This window comes from Labrys okinawensis (assembly GCF_002982075.1).
GTDB lineage: Bacteria > Pseudomonadota > Alphaproteobacteria > Rhizobiales > Labraceae > Labrys > Labrys okinawensis_A.
Window position 1 is genome coordinate 73,648 of sequence record NZ_PUEJ01000009.1, and the last position, 23,411, is coordinate 97,058.

The following is a 23,411-nucleotide window of genomic DNA, read 5'->3' on the forward strand; positions in this document are numbered from 1 at the left end:
ATCACACGCCGTGCCTCTTCACAATTCGGTCTTCCTGCGCGCATAAGGCAAGCCGTGCGAGTGGTTCGGGAGTTGGTGTGTGACGGCGAAGAGGGACGAGAACAAGCCGGCCGCGAGATTGCTCGTCCTGCCGCCCGGGAACGAGAGGCTCTCCACCGTGCGGCGCCTGCTGCGGCGCGTGCCCTGGCGCTATGTCGGGCCGATCCTGTCGATCGGGCTTTTCGTCGGCGCGCTCATCGTGCTGGCCTCGATCCTGCGCGGCGTCGAGCCCGAAAAGGTGGTGGCCGCCTTCACCGCCACGCCGACATGGGCAATCGCCCTTTCGATCCTGTTCACCGCGCTCTCCTATCTCGCCCTGACTGGCTATGACGGACTGGCACTCCGCCAGATCGGCGCCAAGGACATTCCCTATTCCACCGCCGCCATCGGCTCCTTCACCTCCTATGCGATCAGCTACACGCTCGGCGTACCGCTGCTGACGGCCGGCGCCGTGCGCTACCGGGTCTATGGCGGTGCCGGCCTCTCCGCCCCCCAGATCGCCGCCCTGACGCTGGTATGCACGCTCACCTTCTGGCTCGGCATGGGCGCGGTGCTGGCGCTCGGCCTGGTGCTGGTGCCGGGATCGGTGGCGGGCGTCGACCATTTGCCGGTGTCCCTCAACATGTCGATCGGCGTCGCCATCATCGCGGTGATCCTGGGGTATGTCGGCTATGTCTCGACCGGCCGGCGCGTGGTCGCGGTCGAGGGCTGGTCGATGCCGCTGCCGGGCGGGAAAGTCACCGTCGCGCAGATCGTGCTCGGCGTGTTCGATGTCTGCGCCGGCGCCGGCGCGCTCTACATCCTGCTGCCGGACCAGGCGGCGAACGTACCCTTCTTCACCTTCATGGTGATCTATGTGCTGGCCGCTTTCCTCGGCGTGCTCAGCCATGCGCCGGGCGGCATCGGCGTATTCGAGACCACGATGCTGATCGCGCTGCCGACGATCGCCAAGGACGATCTCCTCGGCCGCATCATCCTTTATCGCGTCATCTATTATTTCGTGCCCTTCGCCCTCGCCCTGGCCATCCTGGGAGCCTATGAACTGGCGCGCCGGCGCCATGTCGTCGGCAAAATGGTCGACCAGGTCGCCGGCATCATGAAGCCGCTCGCCCCGATCCTGGTGGCGGGCGCCATGTTCCTGGCGGGCGGCGCCCTGCTGATCACCGGAGCCGTACCCGCCACCGAAGCTCGCCGCATCCTGCTTACCAATCTGGTGCCGCTGCCGGTGGTTGAGATCGCCCATATCGTCGTGTCGCTGTCGGGCGTCGCGCTGCTGTTCCTGGCGCGCGGCCTGATCCGGCGCATGGAGGCGGCCTGGCGGGCGGCGATGATCGTCCTGGTGGTCGCCACCGTCGCCACCTTGCTGCGCAGCGCCGATTGGCGCTTCATGCTGACGCTGTGCTGCGCCCTCATGGTGCTCGCCCTCAGCCGTCCGGCCTTTCCCCGCGGTGCCTGGCTATTCGGCATCGACTATTCGCCGCTCCTGCTCGGCGCCATCGCGGCCATGCTGGCGGTGACGGTGTGGATCGGTTTCTTCGCCTTCCGTTTCGTCCATTATTCGCCGGAGCTGTGGCACACTTTCGGCTATGGCGACGAGATGTCGCGCTTCCTGCGCTCGACCAGCCTGGCGGTGGCAGCCGCCATCGTCATCGGTATCCTCAGTGCCTATTGGAAGGGCGGCATCGGCCTGGTGCCGGCCGCTTCGATCGATATTTCCGGCCTGGTCGCGCGGGTGCCTTCGGCGGAGGCCCGCCTTGCATTGCTGCCCGGGCAGATGCTGCTCGCCAACGATCAGGGCAACGCCGCCATGGTGGTCGCCCGCGCCGGGGCATCCTCGATCGCGCTCGGCGATCCGATGGGCAATCCCGCCCTGGTGCAGGACCTGCTCTGGGTCTTCGGCGAGAGGGCCGAGCAGCAAAGGCTATGGCCGGTGATCCTCTCCGCCTCGCCGCGGATGCGGGCCGACTATCTGGAGGCCGGCCTGACGCTGACGCCGATCGGCGATCATGCCAGCCTCGATCTGGCTGGCCTGCCGGACGAGCCCTATGTCGGCGCCAACGCGATTTTCTCCTGGGCCGATATCCATGCACTGAGCCTGGATCTGGTGCCGGCCGGCGCCACGGCCACCATCATGCCGACGCTGGAGGCCGTTTCCCGCTCCTGGCTTGCCGGCACCGGGCGAAGCGAAGGCCATTTCGTCGTCGGACGTTTTTCGCCCGGCTGGATCCGGACCAATGACTGCGCCATCCTGCGCCGGGCCGGCGAGATCGTGGGCTTTGCCGTGGTGATGCGCAGCGCCGACAATGAGGAATGGGCCGTGGATATCCTGCGCTATTTGCCGGAACTCGGCATCTCGGCACTGGATTTCATGCTGCTGCGCCTCATCCGCCTGGCAAAGGCCCGGGGGGCGAAGCGCTTCGATCTCGGCCTCACGCCCAATCCGGCGCAGGCCGGCGAAAACCTTGGCCCGGCCTGGCGTCGTGTCACGCCGCTGCTGTTCCGCTTCGGCGACCATATCCCCAATTTCGACGCGCTGCGCGGCTTCAAGGCCCGCTTCAATCCCCGCTTCGAGCCGCGCTATCTTGCCTGTACGGCCGGCTTTGCCCTGCCGCACATCCTGCAGGATGTCACCACCCTGATCGAGAAGGGCGGCGATGGCGAGGTCCGAGCCGGCAAGGCATCGCCGGCCCGCAGCTGACGCGATGCGCGTCAGGCCGCCTTGGCGAAGCGCTGGGCGCGGAAGGGGGCGAGCAGGGGGTGAGGGGAGCCATCGGCGATCTCGCCGGCCAGGAGCTCTCCCGCGATGAGCCCGAGCGTCGCGCCGCTGTGGCTGAAGGCGACGTGGTAGCCGGGAATGCCCTCGATGGCCCCGAAGACCGGATCGCCGTCGCCCGGAATGGGCTTGGGACCGGCGCCGTAGCCGTCGAGTTCCAGCGTCGGGTTGCCCTCCAGCACTCGGGAGGCTTCTTCCAGAAGGCCGCGAATGGTGGATTGCCGGATTTCGAAACTGCCGTCGTCGCCTACCAGGATTTCTTCCTCCGACCAGGCGGAGTCGAGCACGAGCGCGCCGCCCGGCGTGGGGCGAACCGCGACGCGCGGTGTGTTCAGCACGGCGCGTAGCCTGGTTGCGACCGGCTTGGTGCGGACGAGGAGTGCGATCGGGGTGGCGTCGGCGATGAACCGCCCTTCTCTGGCGACGAAAGCGGGAACGTCGGCGCCGGTCGCGACCAGGACCGCATCGGCCTCGAACAGGCGCCCGTCGGCGGTCGACACACCGCTGGCGCGTCCGGCCGTGAGCCTTACGCTGGCCTTGCCCGCATCGGTGACCAGGGTGCCGCCTTTTTCGATGAATTCAGCCAGCATCACCTCGATCACCGACGGCAGGTCGACCCAGCCTTCGCCCGGATTGAAGATCGCACCCTGGGGCGTGATCGCCCGCTGATCGACGCCGGGTGTCACCTCGGCAACCTCTTCGGGGGAAAGGAGGAGGGCGTCATATCCCAGGGCCCGCTCGTGTGAGAAGACGGAGCGGATCTCGTTGGTCGCATCGTCGGCATCCCAGGTCAGGCCGCCGTCGAAACGCAGCCAGGCCGCCTCGGGATGGCGTGCCGCCAGGGTGCGGTAGCGATCGATGCCGATCATGCGCAATTGGTGATAGGCCGCCGAGCGTCGCCGTGACGAATTGAGCCAGGCCAGAGACCGCCCCGAGGCGCCGCTGGCCGGCCGGCTCTCGGTCACCAGGGTGGTGGCGATGCCGAGGCGGACGAGATGGGTGGCGGTCGAGACGCCGAAGATGCCGCCGCCGACGACGATGGCGCGGGATGTGGACGATACTGCAGTCATGGCTCGGGCTTTCAGGGCAGGAATGGATTGGGGCGAGGGCCGTGGCCGTCACAGCATTTCCGACAGGAAGCGCTGCAGGCGGGGGCTTTGGGGATTGTCGAAGATGGCATCCGGGGAACCGGCCTCGACGACCCGCCCCTCGTCCATGAACACCACCTGGTCGGCGACCCGGCGGGCGAAATTCATCTCATGCGTGACCACGACCATGGTCATGCCGCTCTTGCCGAGCCGCGCCATGAGATTGAGTACGCCTTTCACCAGCTCCGGGTCGAGGGCACTGGTGACTTCGTCGAACAGCATCAGTTCAGGCTTGAGGGCCAGCGCCCTGGCGATCGCCACGCGCTGCTGCTGTCCGCCCGACAGGTCGATCGGCCGATGGTTCATCCGGGTTGCCAGGCCCACTTCGGCGAGGCGTTCCTCGGCGATACGGCGGGATTCGGCCGTCGACAGCCCCTGAACCTCGCGCAGGGCGAGTTCGACATTGCCGATCGCCGTATGGTCGGGAAACAGATTGAACTGCTGGAATACCATGCCGACACGGCGACGGAGCAGGTCCGGCTTCATGCCCAGCACGCTCTGCCCGTCCAGGCGAATATCGCCCGAGACGGGCTCGGCCAGGCGGTTGAGGCAGCGCAGCAACGTCGACTTGCCGGACCCCGAGGGACCGATCACGCAGGTGATCGTGCCGGCTTCGGCCTGCAGGCTCACTCCTCTCAGGACCTTGAAATCGCCATAGGCCATGTCGAGGCCGACGATATCGAGGCGAGCGCCCCGGATCGCCATCGGCAGACCGGCTTCCTTCCCCTCGTCCGAAGGGTTGCCGGCGGCCGTCTCGTCAAGCTCGCGCACCTCCTCCAGACCGCTGGTGACCGTGCTGACCCTGCGACCGGTGCGCAGGCGCCCGTCGATCGCGTTGACGACATGCGTCAGCGGCACGGTGATGACGAGGTAGAAGATGCCGGCCAGCATCAGGGGCGAGAGATTGCCCGACACCACCGCCTGGTCTTGGCCCACGCGGAACAGTTCCCGCTCGGATGCCAGCAATCCGAGAAAGTAGACCAGGCTCGAATCCTTGATGTTGCCGATGAACTGGTTGACCAGAGCCGGCAGCACGCGGCGTACGCCCTGGGGAATCACGATGAGGCGCATGCCTTTGGGATAGGTCATGCCGAGGGCGCGGCAGGCTTCGAGCTGGCCGCGCTCAACGCTTTGGATGCCCGCCCGGAAGATTTCACCGATATAGGCGCCGGCGATCAGGCTCAGCGCCAGGATGCCGAGCGGATAGGGCGAGGGACCGAAGATCTGACGGCCTATGCCGGCAAAGCCCTGGCCGATCAGCAGGATGGTGACGATGGCCGGCAGGCCGCGGAAGACATCGGTGTAGATGCGGGCGGGCAGGCGGATCCAGGCAGCGCGGGAGATGCCCATCACGGCCAGCACCATGCCGATCACGATGCCCAGCAATGTCGAGGCGACGGCCAGGATCAGGGTGTTCTTCAAGCCCACCATCAGCATGTTGGGCAGTACTTCCGCCATGGAGTCCCAATCGAAGAAACTCCGCTGGAGGATATCGAACCAGCTCATTGGATGGTCTTTCGTGGCAAACTGAAGCCTTTTGCGATCGAGGCGAGCGCAGGCTCGACGCGGCCTCTCCCCGACGGGGACGACCGCGCCACATGCCGCGTCTCACTCGAGCAGACGTTACTTGGGCAGATATTGCTCGGGCATCGGCGATCCCGGGAACCATTTGGCGTAGAGCGTTTTCCAGGTGCCATCCTGCATGGCCTCATGCAGTGCCTTGTTGAGGGCCTGGCGAAGGGCGTCGTTTCCCTTCTTGACGACGAAACCGGCCGGAGCATCGAAGGAGGGGATGTTGATCGCCAGCTTCAGGTCCTTGAAGCGCTCTCCATATTGCTTGGCCGCTTCGTAATCGAGGAAATGGGCATCGACCGTGCCGCTGTTGAGGGCGGAGATGGCCGAGTTGTTGTCCGGAAAGTTGACGATGTCCGATTTGGTGAAGTGGGTCTTCGCGTAGGTTTCCTGCAGCGTGCCCTGCACGGCGCCCACGCGCTTGCCGGCGAGATCGTCGGCGCTCTTGATTCCCGCCTGCGAGGTCAGCACCGTCAGGTAGCCGGCCAGGTAGCCATCGGAAAAGTCGACGGTTTTCTTGCGCGCCTCGGTGGTGCCGATCGCTGCGACGGCCACGTCGAAGCGGCCATTGGCGACCGAGGGCAGGAGGGCCGAGAAATCCTGCCCGGTGAATGTCACATGGTCCTTGTCGAAGCCCAGCCTGCGCGCGACGTCACGGAACAGTTCGATGTCGAAGCCGCTGAATTCGCCATTGGCATCCGTGAAGGTATAGGGCTTGGCATCCCCCATGCTGCCGACGCTGATCATACCGGCATCGATGAGATTGTAGGGATTGCTGCTTGCCGCGGCGGGTCCGCTGCCGCCCGCCAGCCATGCCAGCGCGCCGAGCGCGGTGGCGGCCATCACGTCACGCCGATTGGGATTCTTCATTTCTTTCCCCTGGATTTTTTATTGAGACCGGTCTCTTAGCACTGGAGACCGGTCTCTTCAAATCAAAACTTCGCATTGACGCGGCTCCGGCAAAAGCGATAGTGGCGGGCATGGACAAGCAAAATCCCACCCGCCGACCCGTGACCGTTGCCGATGTGGCGCGATCAGCCCAGGTATCGAAGGCAACGGCGGCCCGGGCGTTGGGTGGCTACGGCGCTGTGCGCCCGGATCTGAAGGAACGGATCCTGGAGGCCGCGCGGCGGCTCGACTATCGGCCGAACGAACTCGCACGCACCATGGCGACCGGTCGTTCGGGCACGATCGGCGTGATCGTCGGCGACATCGAGAACCCCTTTTTTGGGCTGGCCGTGCGCGGAATCAGCGATGTTGCGGCCCAGGCGGGCTTCGATGTCATCCTCTCCAATTCCGGTGAGACGCTCGCCGCGGAAAAAGCCTCCACCGAAGTCTTTCTCTCCAAGCGGGTCGATGGGCTGATCGTTGCGCCAGCCACCCGCCATGACGGCAGCCATCTGCAGGATGTCCTCGCCCGCGGTTGTCCCCTGGTGCTGCTCGACCGGGACGTGCCGGGGCTGCCGGTGGACGTGGCGCTCGTCGACGACCACAAGGCGGCGCGGGAGGCGACGCAATTGCTGCTCGCAGCGGGGCATCGCCGGCTCGCCTACATCAGCGCCACGGCTGCAGCCGATGCGCATTATAGCGGCCCCGACCAGATTCCCCTGACGACCGTGCTCAACCGCATCGCCGGCTTCCTGGAAGCATCGGATAGCGCGGGCCTGGCCGAGACGGAGCGGCAGATACGCCTGGACGCGGCCACCACGGTCCGCTCGCAGGCGATACTTCTGGACCTGTTGCGGGCTCCCGGCCGTCCCACCGCCCTGCTGGCATCCGACAGCAAGATCGCACTCGAAGTGTTCAGGGCCGCCCGCACCCTGGGGCTTCACATCCCCGGCGACCTGTCGTTGGTGAGCTTCGACGATGCCGATTGGACGAGCGCGGTCTCCCCGTTGGTGAGCGTGGTGTCCCAGCCCTCTTACGAACTCGGGGCCGCCGCGGCCCGGATGCTGGCGGCCCGCATCATGGGCGATAAAGCGCCACCACGCAGGCAACTCCTCGACACGATCCTGATCCGGCGTGAATCGGTGGCGCCGCCCCGGCCTTGACAAAAGGGAACGCCAGGCCGAATATCGTTAGTATACAAACGATTTTGACCCGCCTTCGGGGGCTCGCTCCATGCCGTCCTACAGTGAGTTTTCTGCCCATAGCGAGTTCGAGGCGCCGGCTCCTGTGGTTTCGGCTGACGGCAAGATCCGCTGCGATGCCTGCCCCGTAATGTGCTACATCAAGCCGGGCATGGCGGGAGCCTGCGATCGCTATGCCAACGACAACGGCACGCTGGTCAGGGTCGATCCGCATATCCTCCTGGAGCGTACGGTGTCCGAGGGCGGCGACCTCGTGCCCTTTGGCGGCCCCAAGGGGTGGGATGGTTCCCTGGTGCCGAACCCGGAGAAATTCGTCACCGCCATCGGCGCGGGCACCACCTATCCCGACTACAAGCCGGCCCCCTTCATCGTCTCGTCCGAGGTCGACGGCGTCGACATGGTCACAGTGGTGACCGAGGGCATCTTCTCCTATTGCGGCGTCAAGGTGAAGATCGACACCGATCGCTTCGTCGGCCCCGAGCAGAGCACGGTGCGGGTGAACGGGGAGGCGGTCGGCCACGTCACCACCGGTGAATATGGCTCGCAGATGCTGTCGCTGGGCGGCGTCCACCACCTCACCGGCGGCTCGAAGAAGGAGGGCCGCGTCACCTGTGACGCCTTGCTCGATCTGTGCAACCGCAAGCCGGTCGAGATGACCGTGGATGGCGGCGCCACACTGGTGATCGAAGCCGGCAAGGCGCCGGTCGTCAACGGGCAGCTCGAGCAACGCATGCGGGTGGGCTGCGGCTCGGCCACCATCGGCATCTTCGCGCGGCAATGGCTCGGCAAGGCCGACGAGGTGGTGGTGGTGGACGACCACATCACCGGCGTGCTGTCCGAGCACCAGGCCGGCAAGCTGCTCGACATCCCCGATACCGGTATCAAGCTCAAGGGGCGGCGCTCCACCCCCGGGCGCTATTTCCAGGTGGCCGCGCCGGGCACTGGCTGGGGCGGCACCAATATCGACGATCCGCTCTCCATTCTCGGCCCGTTCGACCCCAAGACGGCCTGGCCGGGCCTGCGCCTGTTGATGGTGAGCACCACCGGTGAGCACCACGGCTATTACGAGCTCGACGAGGCGCTGCAACCGGTGCAGCGGGATCTGCCTGCGTCTTTGGTCGAGTCTGTGGAGCGCATCGCCGAGAACTGCGAGCCGGCGCTCGCCACCGTGCTGTTCATCGGCGGCGCCGGCGGGTCGCTGCGGGCTGGTGTCACCGAAAATCCGGTGCGGCTGACGCGCTCGGTCAAGGATGCCCTGACCTATGTCACCTGCGGCGGCGCGCCGGTCTATGTCTGGCCCGGCGGCGGCATCACCTTCATGGTCGACGTCACCCGTCTGCCGGACAATGCCTTCGGCTATGTGCCGACGCCGGCTCTGGTGGCGCCGATCGAATTTACCCTGCGGCTCGACGATTACGCGGCGATGGGCGGCCATATGGGCCATGTCAGGCCGCTCTCCAGCCTGCGCGAAGGGGTCGATCTCGCCCAACGCGCAGACAATCCCTGGCCTTTTGCGCCCCATGCGGCCCGGAGATCGCACGGATGAGGGCCGGGCCGCAGGCGGCGTTTCTCGCTGATGGCAGGCGCCTGCACCTGCAGCATGGGCCCATCGACCTCATCATCGAGGCGCAGGCCGGGGCCGAGGCCAAGGCCGTGCAGGCGGCCTATGGCGCGGCGATCCAGCATTTCGACGGACTGCTCGAGACGCTGTGTGCGGAACTCCCGATGCTGCGGGCGCCCCAAACGGCAGCCTGCGTTCCCGCACGGGGCGTGGTCGCACGGCGCATGCAGGACGCGGTCGCGCCCCATGCCGGCAGCCATTTCATCACGCCGATGGCTGCGGTAGCCGGCGCCGTGGCGGACGAGATTCTGGCTGCGATGCGCGCAGCGGCGCCGCTTCGCCGCGCCTTCGTCAACAATGGCGGCGACATTGCCCTGCATCTGGCCGAGGGCGAGGACTACGCCATCGGCCTGGTCGACCGCCCCGACAGGCCTGATATGTTCGCCCGCAGCCATATCAGGGCAGGCGAGGGGATCGGCGGCATCGCCACCTCCGGCTGGCGCGGGCGCAGCTTTTCGCTCGGTATCGCCGATGCCGTCACCGTGCTGGCCGCGGATGCCGCGGCGGCGGATGCGGCAGCCACCATCATCGCCAATGCCGTCGACATCCCCGGCCATCCCGCCATCAGGCGTGTTCCGGCTTCCGCCCTGCAGCCCGACAGCGATCTCGGCGAGCGCCCGGTGACGCGTGCCGTCGGGCCTCTCGCGGACGAGGACATCGCCATGGCCCTGCGGGCGGGGGAAGCCCGGGCACGCAGCCTTCTCGATGGCGGGCTGATCCGCGCCGCCGCCCTCCACCTTGCCGGCGTCACCGCGCTGGTGTCGACTGCCAACACTTTGCTGCAACCGAAAGCCGCCTGACATGCCCGAGATCGTTCTGCGCAAGCGCGCCGTCATCGTCGAAGAGATTTTCCATGAAGGCGGCCCTGTCAGCACCGTGCCGCTGAAGCGCGGCGCCATTCTGAGCGTGATCCACAATCCTTTTGCAGGCCGCTATGTCGAGGAGATCGCCTCCTTCATGGAGGAGCTCAAGCCGCTCGGCGTGGACATGGCCGGCGCCCTGCTGGCGGCGCTCGGCGGCAAGGCCGCGGATGTCGAGGGTTATGGCAAGGGCGCCATCGTCGGCGCCGCGGGCGAGCTCGAGCATGGCGCGCTCTGGCATGTGCCCGGCGGCTACGCCATGCGCGAGATCCTCGGGGACGCCAAGGCGATCGTGCCGTCGGCCAAGAAGCTCGGCGGCCCCGGTACCAGGCTCGACGTGCCCGTCACCCATATCAACGCCTCCTATGTGCGCAGCCATTTCGACGCCATGGAAGTGGGCCTTGCCGATGGGCCCAAGGCGGACGAGCTCCTGCTGGTCCTGGTGATGACCACGGGCGCGCGCATCCATGCCCGCGTCGGCGGCCTCGCGGCCAAGGACGTCAAGGGCCTGGACGGGCTGCGATAGGCCAATCGAATTCGAGAGGAACTGCCATGCCCGCCAGCATCCGCAAGCTCGTCACCTTCGTCGAGGAAACCAGGCGCGAGATGGACCGCCCCATCGACCCGCCGACCCGGCGGGCGGCGGCGATCGCGGTGATCGCCAATCCCTTCGCCGGGCGCTATGTCGAGGATCTCGCGCCGCTGATGGAGATCGGCGAGGAGCTCGGGGCCTTGCTCACGCAGCGCGCGGTCGAGGCCCTCGGCATCGACGGGCCTGATGCCGAGAGCTATGGCAAAGCCGCGGCCGTGGGCGAGAATGGCGAACTCGAACATGCCGCCGCCATTCTGCATCCCAGGATGGGCACGCCGGTGCGCAAGGTGCTCGGCAAGGGTGCGGCCCTGATCCCGTCCGCCAAGAAGCGTTGCGCCCTCGGCGGCGTGATCGACGTGCCGCTCGGCCACAAGGATGCCGCCTATGTGCGCAGCCATTTCGATGCCATGGAAGTGCGCGTGCCCGACGCGCCGCGCGCCGATGAGATCCTGGTCGCCATCGTCGTCACCGACAGCGGACGTCCCCTGCCGCGTGTCGGCGGCCTGACCAAGGCCGAGATCAAGGGCGAGGACGGTTTGCGCTGAGGGATCGGCAAGGGACACGGCTGAGACCGCGGACGTCCCGTCCATAGGCGCTAACTTTGCAGGCTGAACGCTCGAAAGGCGGAGTGTCGATCTTCAGATCGACATCTTCCTTCCGTGACATTTTTCTGCAAATGTTTCATTTGCAAGAATGTCGATCTGAAGATCGACACTCCAATCCTGCCCATTCTCTGCAAAGTTAGCGCCTATGGACGGGACGTCCGCGGTCCCAGTTGCGGTGTTTCCCAAGCCTGCACGATGGCCTTGACGCCGCTTTGCCCGATCTGTTCCCTGGGGCATTGCCGATGACCCGCCTTCGGTTGACGGTCCGGCGCAAGCAGTGACAGGGAACTTCGACGATGCGGTTTTCTCTTCGGCCCGTGCTCGCCGGTCTCGCGCTTGCCTTGGTCTGCTGCACGGCCCTGTCGGCGCCGGCTCTGGCGGACAGGCGCGTCGCCCTGGTGATCGGCAATTCGGCCTATCGCAATACGGTGCCGCTGCCCAATCCCCGCAACGATGCCGCCGACGTCGCCCAGGCCCTGAAGGCGGTCGGTTTCACGGTGGTCGAAGGCTACGACCTCGACAAGCGCGGCATGGACGATGCCTTCAGGCGCTTCGCCAACGAGGCCGAGGGCGCCGATGCGGCGCTGTTCTACTATGGCGGCCACGGCTTCCAGTTCCAGGGCTCGAACTATCTGATGCCCGTCGACGCCAAGCTGACCGGGGTCGGCGACGTCAATTACGAGATGGCGCGGGTCGATGACATCCTGTCCGACCTGCAGCGCGCCAATGGTGTGCGCATCGTCATGCTCGATGCCTGCCGCGACAATCCGCTCGCCCAGCAGCTTTTGTCCAAGGCCAGCCCGACCCGCTCGATCGGCATCAGCCGCGGCCTCGCCCGCATCCAGCAGACGGCCGGCAGCGTGATCGCCTATTCCACCCAGCCCGGTGCCGTCGCCGCCGATGGCGGCGGTCGCAACAGCCCATTTGCCGCGGCATTCCTGGGGGAGGTCGGCAAGCCGGGCGTCGAGATCGGCGCTCTGTTCCGCCGGGTCGCCGCCAATGTCTACAAGGCCACCAATGAGCGCCAGCTGCCCGAGGTGACCTTCTCGCTGCTCGGTGATTTCTATTTCTCGGGCGGGGCGGCGGCCGCCACCCCGGCGCCATCTCTAGCGCCCACACCCGCGCTGCAGACGCCGATGCCGGCGCCGCTGGACGCCGCTGCCCGCGCCGCGGTGGAGGGGTGCGACAAGATGGCGGCCTCGCCGCAGGACATGGATCGCCCCTCTGGCGTGCCCGGTGTCGAGTTCAACCGTATCCAGCCCCGACTGGCCGTCGAGGCCTGCCGGGCGGCACTGGCGGCCGCTCCCGAGGATCGGCGGATACAGTTTCAGCTGGCGCGGGCGCTCGATGTCGCCGGCAGCGATGCCGAAGCGCGGGACCTGCTGACCAAGGCTGCCGCCGCGGGCTCGGTCTCCGCGATGTCGGACCTGGCGCTGATGCTGGAGACGGGGGAGGGCGGGCCGGTCGATCTGCCGCGCGCCGTGGCCCTGTTCGACCAGGCCGCCGCGGCCGGCAATATCTCGGCGATGCGAAATATCGCCATCGAGTTCGAGAACGGTACCGGCCGTCCGCGCGATGCCGTGCAGGCGGCGCAATGGTACCGGAAGGCCGCCGACACCGGCGACCCGCAGGCGATGGGCTTCCTGGCCGTGCTCTATCTGCAGGGCACGGGCGTGCCCAAGAATGCCGCCGAGGCTCGGCAATGGATCGACAAGCTGGTCGAGACCGAGCACACCCAGACCATGCTGCGGGTCGGCTATGTGCTGCTCGGCCAGACCGGCGCGGTGAAGGATTTCGCCACGGCCCGCAAGCTGTTCCAGCGCGCCGCCGAACTGGGCGATGGGGATGGCAACGTCATGCTCGGGAACATGGCGGCCAACGGCATCGGCGGGCCGCGCGATTTCGGCAGGGCCGTGGACTTCTTCGAGAGAGCCGCGGCGATCGGCAACCTCAATGCCAAGGCCAGCCTGATACCTTTCCTGATGGCGGGCGCAGGCGGCATCAAGCGCGATCCCGGCAAGGCGGCCGATTACGGCCTGGAAGCGTTGCGGGGCGGCTCGCCGGTGGCTCGAGGCCTCCTGATCGACAAGGCCGCGACCTCGCTCACGCCGCAGCTGAAAAAGGCCGTCGAACAGCGGCTGGCCAAGGCCGGCCTGCTCGATCGCGCGCCGGACGGCAGCTACGGAGCCGACACGCTGGCGGCACTGCAAGCCTTCGTGCTGGCGAAATAAGCCTCTCCGCCGGCGGATAGGGCCCTGTTTCTGACGATACAGGCAGGAATCGCAGGTTATGCCATCAACGGGACAGTCAATCCCCAACAGGAACTGTCCCATGCGTCTGCGTCTTGCCCTAGCCGCCCTCCTGGCGAGCGCCTCCCCGGTCCTGGCCGCCGACCTCGGCTACACCACCGCCGAGCCGGTCGCGCCGGTCGTGCCCTATAGCTGGACCGGCTTCTATGTCGGTGCCCATGCCGGGGCCGTCTTCGGCAATGCCAAGATCAGTGCTGACACCGGCGGCTATCGTCAGAATTTCAACAGCACCGGTTTCATCGGCGGCCTGCATGCCGGCTACAACTACCAGTTCGAGAACAATCTGGTGATCGGCCTGGAAGGCGACATCGACTATACCTTCCTGTCGAAGACGCATCATAGCGTCGCAGGCGCCGTCCCCTACAGCGTCCGCTTCAAGAGCGACTGGCAGGGCTCGATCCGCGGGCGGGTCGGCTATGCCTTCGACCGCTTCCTGCCTTATCTGACCGCCGGCGTCGCCTTCGCCAACCAGAAATACGACGTCAACGCCCCCGGCCTCGGCGCCTATTCGGCCAGCACCACCCGGACTGGCTGGACCGTCGGCGCCGGTCTCGAATATGCCCTCAACGAGAACTGGTCGGTGCGAGGCGAGGTGCGCTACAGCGATTTCGGCAAATGGCGGATCCGGGCGGCCAATCCGGGCAAGGTCCGTTTCCGCGAGACCATGGCGCTGCTCGGCGTGAGCTACAAATTCTGAGGAAAGGATGCGAGGCGGGTGACGATCGTGGCGTGATCCCACCAGCGGTTGCGGCCGACACGGTGATCGACGATGTCGAAGCCGGCCTCGCCCAGTTCCGCCAGAAGGGCGGGCAAGGGCCTGAGTGTGCGTGTGGGAACGCCGCCGTCGAGGAGGCATTGGCGGTCCGCGTCATAGCGGGCGCGTGCTTCGGGCGAACGCGGCGGGCCGCACATGGTGCTGGCGATGAAGATGCCGCCGGGCTGCAGAATGCGGCGAACCTCGGCCAGGCAAAGGCTGCGGTCGGCGCCGATCAGGCAATGCAGGCAGGCGCCATCGAAGACCAGGGCGAAGGACGCCGTGCCGAAATCGGACATGGCGCGCATCGCCCTGGATGAACCGGCCGGCAAGCCCGGCGGTCTTGAAGGTTTCATGGGCCCAGTCGATGGCCGCCGGCGAAATATCGATACCCTGCACCCGGTAGCCGCGCTCGGCCAGGAGCAATGCCGCCATGGCGGCATTGCCGCAGCCGAGTTCCAGGGCAGGGCAGGGCGGCGGCGGCAGGAGGCCGGACCGATGGAGGTCGTCCAACACGCAAACGAGCTTCTGCCGGTTGCCGGCGTGACAGTCTCCGGCCCAGCCCGGCAGGCCGGCGGACCGCAGTTCCCGATATCGCTTCTCGTAGTCTTGCATGGTTATCCGAAGCTCGACCGCCCGCTACTTTTACGTCAAACTTCGCGCTGACCCTAGGGAAAGAAGTGTGAGTCAGGGGGAATCATGAAGAGCGTTCATGGTCTGATTGTCATCACATTCGCTGCGATCATAGGAATTCTTGCAACCGGTCCGGGCGGCTCCGCGCAGGCCGCCGGAACCTGCGAACACCGGCCCGCGCCGGCAGGGACAAGCGGCAAGCGGGTGGCGGTGATTGTCGGCAATGGCGGCTATGGCAACGGCATTCCGGCCCTGCCCAATCCGGCTCGGGATGCGCAGGCGGTCGCCAAGGCGATGGGCGCCCTCGGTTTTGAAATCTTCCTGGCCGGCGATACCGACAGCGAGGGGCTGCGGAACTGCCTCGCCACCGCCTATGCCGGCGCGGCCGGGGCGGATGTGGCGATGTTCTATTATTCCGGCCACGGCATCCAGATCAGGGACGAGAACTATCTGGTGGCCACCGATGCCACCTCGAAGGATCTCCAGCATGGCTTCGTGCCGGTGCAACCGATCGTCGACACGCTGCAGAAGGGCGCCAAGGCGACCCTGGTCTTCCTCGATGCCTGCCGCAACAACCCAATGGCAGAAGGCGGCCAAGCCGGGCTTTCGGTCTCGACCGGGCGCGGCCTGGCTCGTGTCGAAGGAGCAGGGGCTGCGGCGGCGCCCGGCACGGTACAGGCGCGCGGGCTGATGGTGGCCTATGCCACTTCGCCCAATGCGGTGGCGCTGGACGGCAGGGGAGAGCTCAGCCCCTTCACCGGTGCCTTCGTCAAGGCGGTCGGCACCTCCGGCTATTCGATCCAGCGCATCATGAGCGACGTCACCAAGGCGGTGGGCGAGGAGACCGGCTGGGCCCAGACACCCTGGATGAAATCCTCGCTCACCGACGAGCTCAAGCTCGGCGGCGGCCAGACGCTGGCAGAGGCCCAGTCCGTCTCCGACAACCATGCCACCCGTTCGCAGGAACTGCTCTTCCAGCGCCGCGACAAGCGGGCGGCGATCGTCGAGGCGTTGAAGGGGCTGCCCGCCCGGGCGGACGAAACCGCGCTGAAGCGTTTCGCCAAGGCCTATCTGGCGCTCTATTCGGCCGTGCAGAGCCGCCAGATCAAGCTACCCGTCGAAACGGGCAAGACCATCCGAGCGGCCGTCTCGCCGCTGGAACGCGTTGGCCTTCTGGTGTTCAGCACCGACTATCAGTCCGGGCACCTTGAGTTGTGGTCGACCGACGAGAGCAGGCTCGTGGCGAAACTGGCTCTCCAAACGGCGCCTGCCAATCTGGTGTTCAGCCCGCGCGGCAAGTTCCTTGCCGTCAGTTCTTTCGGACAGATCTCGGTCCTGAATGGGCTTGACGGTACCAGGCTGTTCGACCTGCCGCGCAAGGACGGAGCCTATACGATGGATTTCAGTCCCGATGAGAGCCGCCTGCTGCTGGCAGGCGACAATTCCGGCTTTCTGACGGTCATCGACGTCGGCACGGGAAAGCCTGTGATCCGGATCAAGGAAAGCACGCTCGCCCCTGGCTTCGGCAAGGTCAATCCTCTGAAGGTGGCCTCCGCCGTGTTCGGCGGCAACGATGCGATCTGCCTCAAGCTCCAGACCAGCCTGATCCGGGACCCGAAGGCAGCCGGCGAGAATGTGGTGGCGATCTTCGACCTGCGCGAGAACCGTACCACCCATCTGCGCCCGGTCGATGCGTCGGTCGACCGCGTGCTATGCGACCCCAACCGCAAATATCTGGTCGGCGCCTCTGCCATCGGTTCGGGCGATGTGCTGATGGTAATCTGGGATCTCGCCCGCGATAGGATGACCGAAGTCAAGGCGCCTGGGGAGAATGTCGTCGGGCTCGATCCGGGCGGGCGGTATGTCCGGGCTCAAGACCTGAGCGGGGGCAAGGGCGGTGTCTTGTACGAACTCGCCACCGGCAGGGAGGTGCATCTTGCCACCATTCCCGATGGTCTCTCGGGCTTCGGCCCCCTGGTCTACAGCGTGTCGGGCAGCGTGGTGGGCATGGACTCTGCGCCGAATCCCTGGCGCGACTGGCCGGACGAGACCCTGTTCGGACCTGCTCTCGTCGACAAGGCCTTGTCGGAATTGAGCCCGGCACAGCGCGAGGAGGTCGCGCGCGACCGCGTCACCTTTGTCGAGGTCGCTACGGCACCGTGATGCGGCCTCGGCCTTGCGTCGGTCCATGATCCCAAAAAATTGACGCGTTTTCCGGTTCGGTCGGATCGGAAAACGCCGTAGGGTAACCTGGAGGACGAGGTTTGCGCCACCGCCTCGTCGGCCAGAGCTGGGATGGTCTGAACCGTGAGGCATACTTTTTCGCGATTGTATATTGACGTTAACGTAAACTGAATGTATCTCCTCACCATCTGCAAGGCGGAGGTGTCCGATGTCACTGAGCGAGATGGCATTCGCCGAGGAAGCTACCGACCCGCGCAAGGGTGGACAGCGCAAGGAGCAGTTCACCATTCATGAGCTGGTCACCGAGTTCGAGGTGACCTCGCGTACCCTGCGTTTCTATGAAGAGAAGGGCCTGCTGATCCCGACCAGGCGGGGCCAGGAGCGCATCTATTCCCGTCGCGACCGTGCGCGCCTCAAGCTCGTCCTGATGGGCAAGAGCGTGGGCTTCTCGCTGGAGGAGGTCAAGTCGATGCTCGACCTCTACGATCTCGGCGACGGCCAGGCCACGCAGTTGCGCGTCGCCCTCGAGCGGTTCGAGGAGAAGCTTGCCGAGCTCGACCGTCGCCGCCGCGACATCGACCACGCCTATGCCGAGCTGAGCCATGCGCGCGACATCGTGCGCGGCCGTCTCGCCCGCCAGCAGAAATAATTCAACAGGAGCAGACCGATGCCCAGCTACAAGGCTCCCGTGGAGGACGTGATGTTCCTCCTCAACGACGTGCTCGACATCAACAAATACAACAATCTTCCGGGCTTCGAGGACGTCTCGCCGGAGACCGTCGGCGCCATTCTCGGCGAAGGCGCCAAGATGTGCGAAGAACTGCTGCAACCCCTCAATGCCAGCGGCGACCGTGAAGGCTGCATCCGGTCCGACGATGGCACGGTGACGACGCCGGATGGTTTCAAGCCGGCTTATCAGGCCTATCGCGAAGGCGGCTGGGTCGGGCTGCCGGCACCGGCTGAATATGGCGGCGCCGGCCTGCCGGCCGTGCTCAATTCGGTGATGCAGGAATTCGTTTCCGGCGCCAATCTCGCCTTCGGCATGTATCCGGGGCTCACCCAGGGCGCCATCGCCGCCCTGCTCGAGCATGGCAGCGACGCCCAGAAGCAGACCTATCTGCCCAAGATGGTGGCCGGCGAATGGACCGGCACCATGAACCTCACCGAACCCCTTTGCGGCACGGATCTGGGTCTGATCCGCACCAAGGCGGTACCCGTCGGCGACGGTTCCTACAAAATCTCCGGCACCAAGATCTTCATTTCGGCCGGCGAGCACGACCTTGCCGACAACATCGTGCATCTGGTGCTGGCCCGCATCGAGGGCGCCCCGGCCGGCACCAAGGGCATCTCGCTGTTCGTCTGCCCGAAATATCTGGTCAATGCCGACGGCTCCCTCGGTGCCCGCAACAAGGTCTCCTGCGGCAAGATCGAGGAGAAGATGGGCATTCACGCCAATTCGACCTGCGTGATGAACTATGAGGAGGCGATCGGCTACCTCGTCGGCACCGAGAACAAAGGCCTCGCCGCCATGTTCGTGATGATGAACGAGGCGCGGCTGGCTGTCGGCATGCAGGGCCTGGCGCTCGGCGAAGTCGCCACCCAGAACGCGGCTGCCTATGCCCGCGATCGCCTGCAGGGCCGGGCGCTCACCGGCGCCAAGGAGGCCGACAAGGCGGCCGATCCCATCATCGTGCATCCCGATGTCCGGCGCACCCTGATGACAGCCCGCGCCCTCAACGAAGGCGGCCGCGCCCTGGCGCTCGCCACCGCGCTGCAGGCCGACATCCATCGCCGTTCGCCCGATGCCGCGGCCCGCCAGGCCGCCGACGACCGGCTCGGCCTGATGACGCCGATCGTCAAGGCCATCCTGACTGAAAATGGCCTGCAGAACGCGATCAATAGCCAGCAAATGTTCGGCGGTCATGGCTATATCGCCGAGGTTGGCGTCGAGCAGTTCGTCCGTGACGCCCGCATCACCCTGATCTATGAAGGCGCGAACGGCATCCAGGCGCTCGATCTCGTCGGCCGCAAGCTGCCGCGTGACGGCGGCCGTGCCATGATGTCCTATCTCGGGGAATTGAACGGCTTCCTCAAGGCCCATGAGGCGGACGAGGCCCTCAAGCCCTATATTGCTCCCTTGAAGGCTTCGGCCGGCCATCTGCAGCAGGCCACGATGTGGCTGATGCAGAATGCCCTGGCCAAGCCGGACAATGCCGGCGCGGCCTCGACCGATTATCTGCATCTCTTCGGCCTGGTGGCGCTCGGCTATATGTGGGCGCAGATGGCGAAGGCGGCCCTGGCGAAGGGAGAGAGCGATTTTGCCAAGAACAAGCTGACGACGGCGAAGTTCTTTGCCGACAGGCTGCTGCCGGAAACCGGGCTGCGCCTGGCCCGCGTGACGGCCGGCGCCGGCGACGTGATGGCACTGCCGGCCGAGGCGTTCTGATCGGGGCGCGGACATCTCGACGACATGCCTTCATGTCGCGATGTCCGCTCTTCCTATTGAGCACTATATTTCCAAGAGCGGACTGGAAGTCCGCGCTCCCGGGGAGGACCCAATGAGCGAAGCCTTCATCTACGATGCCGTGCGCACACCGCGCGGTAAGGGCAAGGCCGATGGCGCCCTGCACGAGGTCACCAGCCTGTCGCTGGCAAGCCAGACGCTGCGGGCCGTGGCCACACGCAACGGGCTGCCGGAGAACGCGGTGGAGGACGTGATCCTCGGCTGCGTCGATCCGATCGGCGAGGCCGGCGGCGACATCGCCCGCATCGCCGCGCTGCATGCCGGTCTCGGCGAGAAGGTGCCGGGCGTGCAGATCAACCGCTTCTGCGCCTCGGGCCTGGATGCGGTGAATCTTGCAGCCGGCCAGATCGCCGGCCGGCAGAAGGACCTCGTCGTCGCCGGCGGCGTGGAGAGCATGTCGCGCATCGGCATGATGGCCTCGGGCGGCGCCTGGGCGCTCGACCCCTCCAGCGCGGTGCCGACCTGGTTCATGCCCCAGGGCATTTCCGCCGACCTGATCGCCACCAAATACGGTTTCTCGCGTGACGACGTCGACGCCTATGCGGTGGAATCGCAGCGGCGTACCGCCCAGGCCTGGAACGAGGGGCGCTTCGCCAAGTCGGTCATTGCCGTCAAGGACATCAACGGCCTGACCATCCTCGACAAGGACGAGCATATGCGCCCGTCCACCACCATGCAGTCCCTGGCCGCCCTCAACGCCTCCTTCGTGCAGATGGGCGAGATGGGTGGCTTCGATGCGGTGGCGGTGCAGGCGCATCCGGAAGTCGAGAAGGTCAGCCACGTCCATCATGCCGGCAACTCCTCCGGCATCGTCGATGGCGCTTCGGCCGTGCTGATCGGTTCGGCCGAGGCCGGCCGACGTTTCGGCCTCAAGCCGCGGGCCCGCCTCAAGGCGGCCGCCTCGATCGGTTCGGATACCGCGCTGATGCTGACCGGCCCCGTCGACGTCACCGAGCTGCTGCTGCGCAAGGCCGGCATGAGCAAGGCGGACATCGACCTCTTCGAGATCAACGAGGCCTTCTCCTCGGTGGTGTTGCGCTACATGCAGGCCTTCGATCTCGATCCCGCCAAGGTCAACCCCTGCGGCGGCGCGATTGCCATGGGCCATCCGCTGGGAGCCACCGGCGCGATGATCCTGGGCACCGCCCTCGACGAACTCGAGCGCACCGGCAAGTCGACCGCCCTGATCACGCTGTGCGTTGCCGCCGGCATGGGCGCCGCCACCATCATCGAGAGGGTGTGACCTCTTTTCCTTCTCCCCTTGCGGGAGAAGGTGCCCCTGAAAGGGGCGGATGAGGGGTCTCGCGGCCGTTCATCCGGAATCGAATGAGCCTTCGAAACCTTGAGAGGTTTCGTCCACCCCTCATCCGGCGCTGCGCGCCACCTTCTCCCGCAAGGGGAGAAGGAAATTGGCTGGAGCCATCTCATGAACCTCACCAATTTCCACTTCGATGTCGACAGTGACGGTATCGCCCTCGCCACCTGGGACATGCCCGGCCGCTCGATGAACGTCATCACCGTGGAGGTGATGGAGGAACTCGGCCAAATTCTCGAGCGGGTCACCTCCGATGCCGCCATCAAGGGCTGCGTCATCGCCTCGGGCAAGGAGGCCTTTTCCGGCGGCGCCGATCTCACCATGCTCGAAGGCATGGGCCAGCGCTATGCCAAGGCGCGGGCCGAGCTTGGCGAAGACAAGGCGATGGAGAGCTTCTTCGCCGAGAGCCGCTTCCTCTCCCAGCTCTATCGCCGCATCGAAACCGGCGGCAAGCCTTTCGCCGCCGCGATCAACGGCATCTGCCTGGGCGGCGCTTTCGAGCTGACTCTGGCCTGCCACTATCGCATCGGCGCCTCCGACAATGACAAGGCCCGTGTCGGCCTGCCCGAAGTCAAGGTCGGCCTGTTCCCCGGCGCCGGCGGCACCACCCGCGTGTCCCGCCTGATGAAGCCGGACCAGGCCCTGCAGATGCTGCTCAAGGGCGATCAGCTGCGCATCGGTCAGGCTCAGAAGATGGGCCTCCTCCATGCCGTCGCCCCGCGCGAGGAACTGGTGGCCAAGGCCAAGGAATGGATCAAGACCGGCGGCTCGCCCGTGGCGCCCTGGGACGTGGAAGGTTTCCGCCTGCCTGCGGGCCCGGTCTATTCCAAGGCCGGCATGATGGTGTTCCCGCCGGCCAATGCCCTCTATCGCCGCGAGACCTACGACAATTATCCGGCGGCCCGCGCCATCCTGCAGACGGTCTATGAGGGCCTGCAGCTGCCCTTCGACCGGGCGCTCACGGTGGAATCGCGCTATTTCGCCCATGTGCTGCGCTCGACCGAAGCGCGTTCGATGATCCGCACGCTGTTCGTCTCCATGCAGGAGCTCAACAAGGGCGCGCGCCGTCCGGTCCTGCCGCCGTCCAACCTCAAGCGCATCGGCGTGGTCGGCGCCGGCTTCATGGGCGCGGGCATCGCCTATGTCTCGGCGCTGGCCGGGCTCGATGTGGTGCTGGTCGACCGCGACCAGGAAGCCGCCGACAAGGGCAAGGCCCATTCCGACGGCCTGATCACCGGCCAGATCAAGAAGGGCCGCGCCTCGATGGCGGACAAGGAAGCCCTGCTCGGCCGCATCACCGCCACGGCCGATTTCGCTGCGCTTGCCGGCGTCGACCTCATCGTGGAGGCCGTGTTCGAGGACCGCGCCGTCAAGGCCGAAGTGATCAGGAAGATCGAGGCGGTGATCGGCGAGGACACCGTCTTCGCCTCGAACACCTCCACCCTGCCGATCACGTCGCTGGCCGAGAATTCCGCCCGCCCCGAGCAGTTTATCGGCGTGCACTTCTTCTCGCCGGTCGACAAGATGCTGCTCGTCGAGGTGATCAAGGGCGCAAAGACCGGCGACAAGGCCATCGCCGTCGCGCTCGATTTCGTGCGGGCCATCCGGAAGACGCCGATTCTGGTCAATGACGGCCGCGGCTTCTTCGCCAATCGCTGCGTGCTCAACTATATCCGTGAAGGCCATCTGATGCTGGGCGAGGGCGTGCCGCCGGCGATGATCGAGAATGTCGCCCGCGCCGCCGGCATGCCGGTCGGGCCGCTCTCCCTCAATGACGAGGTCGCCATCGACCTGGCCTGGAAGATCCTGCAGGCCACCAAGAAGGATCTCGGCGAGGCCGCCATCGATCCGGCGCAGGAGAAGCTGCTCGACGCCCTGCTCAACCAGCATGGCCGCCTCGGCCGCAAGAACGGCAAGGGCTTCTACGACTATCCGGACGGCGCCTCCAAGCGGCTGTGGCCGGGCCTGTCGGACCTGCAGGCGGTGAAGCTCGATCCCGACACCATCGACAAGGAGACGCTGAAGCACCGTTTCCTCGTGGTCCAGGCGCTGGAAGCGGCCCGCACCGTGGAGGACGGCATCATCACCGACATGCGCGAGGCGGATGTCGGCTCGATCCTCGGCTTCGGCTTCGCGCCCTTCACCGGGGGGGCCCTGTCCTATATCGACGGCATGGGCTCGAAGGCCTTCGTGGCGCTGTGCGACAAGCTCACGGCCGCCTATGGCCCGCGCTTTGCGCCCAACAAGCTGCTGCGCGACATGGCCGCCAAGGACGAGCGCTTCTATCAGCGCTTCAAGCCGGAGAAGAAGGCGGCGTAGGATCGAAACGGAGTGTCGACCTCCAGATCGACATTCCATGCGGCTCGGCGGTGTCGACCTGAAGGTCGACACT

The 23,411-nt window shown here is 66.3% G+C and carries 17 protein-coding genes and 1 pseudogene; 13 read left to right on the forward strand and 5 right to left on the reverse strand.

The window, feature by feature from the left end:
- Positions 1-79: 79 nt before the first annotated feature.
- A complete protein-coding gene (mprF, locus tag C5L14_RS22340) occupies positions 80-2,737 on the forward strand; it encodes a bifunctional lysylphosphatidylglycerol flippase/synthetase MprF (RefSeq protein ID WP_105864291.1) in 2,658 nt (885 codons plus the stop codon).
- A gap of 11 nt (positions 2,738-2,748) precedes the next feature.
- On the opposite strand, the gene C5L14_RS22345 is transcribed toward mprF, so the two are convergent.
- The 3 genes from C5L14_RS22345 to C5L14_RS22355 form a co-directional block, all read right to left on the reverse strand.
- Positions 2,749-3,882 carry an NAD(P)/FAD-dependent oxidoreductase gene (locus C5L14_RS22345; protein WP_105864292.1) on the reverse strand — a complete coding sequence of 378 codons (1,134 nt, stop codon included), beginning with the start codon at positions 3,880-3,882 and terminating at the stop codon, positions 2,749-2,751.
- Between the two features lie 48 nt (positions 3,883-3,930).
- Positions 3,931-5,466 carry an amino acid ABC transporter permease/ATP-binding protein gene (locus tag C5L14_RS30860; RefSeq protein ID WP_105864293.1) on the reverse strand — a complete coding sequence of 512 codons (1,536 nt, stop codon included), beginning with the start codon at positions 5,464-5,466 and terminating at the stop codon, positions 3,931-3,933.
- A 117-nt stretch (positions 5,467-5,583) separates the two neighbouring features.
- The gene (locus tag C5L14_RS22355; protein WP_105864294.1) at positions 5,584-6,402 is read right to left on the reverse strand and encodes an ABC transporter substrate-binding protein; all 819 of its coding nucleotides are present in this window, start codon (positions 6,400-6,402) and stop codon (positions 5,584-5,586) included.
- A 110-nt stretch (positions 6,403-6,512) separates the two neighbouring features.
- On the opposite strand from C5L14_RS22355, the gene C5L14_RS22360 reads away from it, so the two are divergent.
- From C5L14_RS22360 to C5L14_RS22390, 7 genes are all read left to right on the forward strand, one after another.
- Positions 6,513-7,583, forward strand: coding sequence for a LacI family DNA-binding transcriptional regulator (locus C5L14_RS22360; protein ID WP_105864295.1), 1,071 nt, complete (start codon positions 6,513-6,515; stop codon positions 7,581-7,583).
- Positions 7,584-7,752: 169 nt separating this feature from the next.
- A complete protein-coding gene (locus C5L14_RS22365) occupies positions 7,753-9,168 on the forward strand; it encodes a 6-hydroxynicotinate reductase (protein WP_428832649.1) in 1,416 nt (471 codons plus the stop codon).
- Entirely contained in the window at positions 9,165-10,043 is an 879-nt protein-coding gene (locus C5L14_RS22370) for a UPF0280 family protein (protein ID WP_105864297.1), read from the forward strand. The genes C5L14_RS22365 and C5L14_RS22370 overlap by 4 nt, the downstream gene beginning before the upstream one ends.
- Position 10,044: 1 nt before the next feature.
- Positions 10,045-10,629, forward strand: a complete 585-nt coding sequence (locus C5L14_RS22375) for an amino acid synthesis family protein (RefSeq protein WP_105864298.1) — start codon at positions 10,045-10,047, stop codon at positions 10,627-10,629.
- Positions 10,630-10,655: 26 nt separating this feature from the next.
- Positions 10,656-11,240, forward strand: a complete 585-nt coding sequence (locus C5L14_RS22380) for an amino acid synthesis family protein (protein ID WP_105864299.1) — start codon at positions 10,656-10,658, stop codon at positions 11,238-11,240.
- 356 nt (positions 11,241-11,596) lie between these two features.
- Entirely contained in the window at positions 11,597-13,531 is a 1,935-nt protein-coding gene (locus C5L14_RS22385; RefSeq protein WP_105864300.1) for a caspase family protein, read from the forward strand.
- 100 nt (positions 13,532-13,631) lie between these two features.
- Positions 13,632-14,306 carry an outer membrane protein gene (locus C5L14_RS22390; RefSeq protein WP_181161297.1) on the forward strand — a complete coding sequence of 225 codons (675 nt, stop codon included), beginning with the start codon at positions 13,632-13,634 and terminating at the stop codon, positions 14,304-14,306.
- Here C5L14_RS22390 and C5L14_RS30690 read toward each other — a convergent pair.
- The gene (locus C5L14_RS30690) at positions 14,294-14,662 is read right to left on the reverse strand and encodes a methyltransferase domain-containing protein (protein WP_245443503.1); all 369 of its coding nucleotides are present in this window, start codon (positions 14,660-14,662) and stop codon (positions 14,294-14,296) included. The genes C5L14_RS22390 and C5L14_RS30690 overlap by 13 nt on opposite strands.
- A gap of 43 nt (positions 14,663-14,705) precedes the next feature.
- Positions 14,706-14,978: pseudogene (locus tag C5L14_RS30990) on the reverse strand (methyltransferase domain-containing protein); the annotation flags it as partial.
- 84 nt (positions 14,979-15,062) lie between these two features.
- Between C5L14_RS30990 and C5L14_RS22400 the strand changes: the two are divergent.
- The 5 genes from C5L14_RS22400 (at position 15,063) to C5L14_RS22420 (ending at position 23,338) form a co-directional block, all read left to right on the forward strand.
- Entirely contained in the window at positions 15,063-17,159 is a 2,097-nt protein-coding gene (locus C5L14_RS22400) for a caspase family protein (RefSeq protein WP_105864302.1), read from the forward strand.
- 229 nt (positions 17,160-17,388) lie between these two features.
- Positions 17,389-17,829 carry a MerR family transcriptional regulator gene (locus tag C5L14_RS22405; RefSeq protein ID WP_105864303.1) on the forward strand — a complete coding sequence of 147 codons (441 nt, stop codon included), beginning with the start codon at positions 17,389-17,391 and terminating at the stop codon, positions 17,827-17,829.
- Positions 17,830-17,847: 18 nt separating this feature from the next.
- Positions 17,848-19,626, forward strand: coding sequence for an acyl-CoA dehydrogenase C-terminal domain-containing protein (locus C5L14_RS22410; protein WP_105864304.1), 1,779 nt, complete (start codon positions 17,848-17,850; stop codon positions 19,624-19,626).
- Between the two features lie 112 nt (positions 19,627-19,738).
- A complete protein-coding gene (locus C5L14_RS22415; protein WP_105864305.1) occupies positions 19,739-20,947 on the forward strand; it encodes an acetyl-CoA C-acetyltransferase in 1,209 nt (402 codons plus the stop codon).
- Between the two features lie 183 nt (positions 20,948-21,130).
- Positions 21,131-23,338, forward strand: coding sequence for an FAD-dependent oxidoreductase (locus C5L14_RS22420; RefSeq protein ID WP_105864306.1), 2,208 nt, complete (start codon positions 21,131-21,133; stop codon positions 23,336-23,338).
- The last annotated feature ends 73 nt before the right edge of the window (positions 23,339-23,411 follow it).

Bases quoted from the DNA above. Each gene is read 5' to 3' on its own strand.
- C5L14_RS22375 (WP_105864298.1), top strand. From the start codon at position 10,045: ATGCCCGAGATCGTTCTGCGCAAGCGCGCCGTCATCGTCGAAGAGATT.
- C5L14_RS22405 (WP_105864303.1), top strand. From the start codon at position 17,389: ATGTCACTGAGCGAGATGGCATTCGCCGAGGAAGCTACCGACCCGCGC.
- C5L14_RS22390 (WP_181161297.1), top strand. From the start codon at position 13,632: ATGCGTCTGCGTCTTGCCCTAGCCGCCCTCCTGGCGAGCGCCTCCCCG.
- C5L14_RS22370 (WP_105864297.1), top strand. From the start codon at position 9,165: ATGAGGGCCGGGCCGCAGGCGGCGTTTCTCGCTGATGGCAGGCGCCTG.
- C5L14_RS22400 (WP_105864302.1), top strand. From the start codon at position 15,063: ATGAAGAGCGTTCATGGTCTGATTGTCATCACATTCGCTGCGATCATA.
- C5L14_RS22355 (WP_105864294.1), bottom strand. From the start codon at position 6,402: ATGAAGAATCCCAATCGGCGTGACGTGATGGCCGCCACCGCGCTCGGC.
- C5L14_RS22385 (WP_105864300.1), top strand. From the start codon at position 11,597: ATGCGGTTTTCTCTTCGGCCCGTGCTCGCCGGTCTCGCGCTTGCCTTG.
- C5L14_RS30860 (WP_105864293.1), bottom strand. From the start codon at position 5,466: ATGAGCTGGTTCGATATCCTCCAGCGGAGTTTCTTCGATTGGGACTCC.
- C5L14_RS22410 (WP_105864304.1), top strand. From the start codon at position 17,848: ATGCCCAGCTACAAGGCTCCCGTGGAGGACGTGATGTTCCTCCTCAAC.
- C5L14_RS22420 (WP_105864306.1), top strand. From the start codon at position 21,131: ATGAACCTCACCAATTTCCACTTCGATGTCGACAGTGACGGTATCGCC.
- C5L14_RS22345 (WP_105864292.1), bottom strand. From the start codon at position 3,882: ATGACTGCAGTATCGTCCACATCCCGCGCCATCGTCGTCGGCGGCGGC.
- C5L14_RS22380 (WP_105864299.1), top strand. From the start codon at position 10,656: ATGCCCGCCAGCATCCGCAAGCTCGTCACCTTCGTCGAGGAAACCAGG.
- C5L14_RS22365 (WP_428832649.1), top strand. From the start codon at position 7,753: ATGTGCTACATCAAGCCGGGCATGGCGGGAGCCTGCGATCGCTATGCC.
- C5L14_RS22415 (WP_105864305.1), top strand. From the start codon at position 19,739: ATGAGCGAAGCCTTCATCTACGATGCCGTGCGCACACCGCGCGGTAAG.
- C5L14_RS22360 (WP_105864295.1), top strand. From the start codon at position 6,513: ATGGACAAGCAAAATCCCACCCGCCGACCCGTGACCGTTGCCGATGTG.
- C5L14_RS30690 (WP_245443503.1), bottom strand. From the start codon at position 14,662: ATGTCCGATTTCGGCACGGCGTCCTTCGCCCTGGTCTTCGATGGCGCC.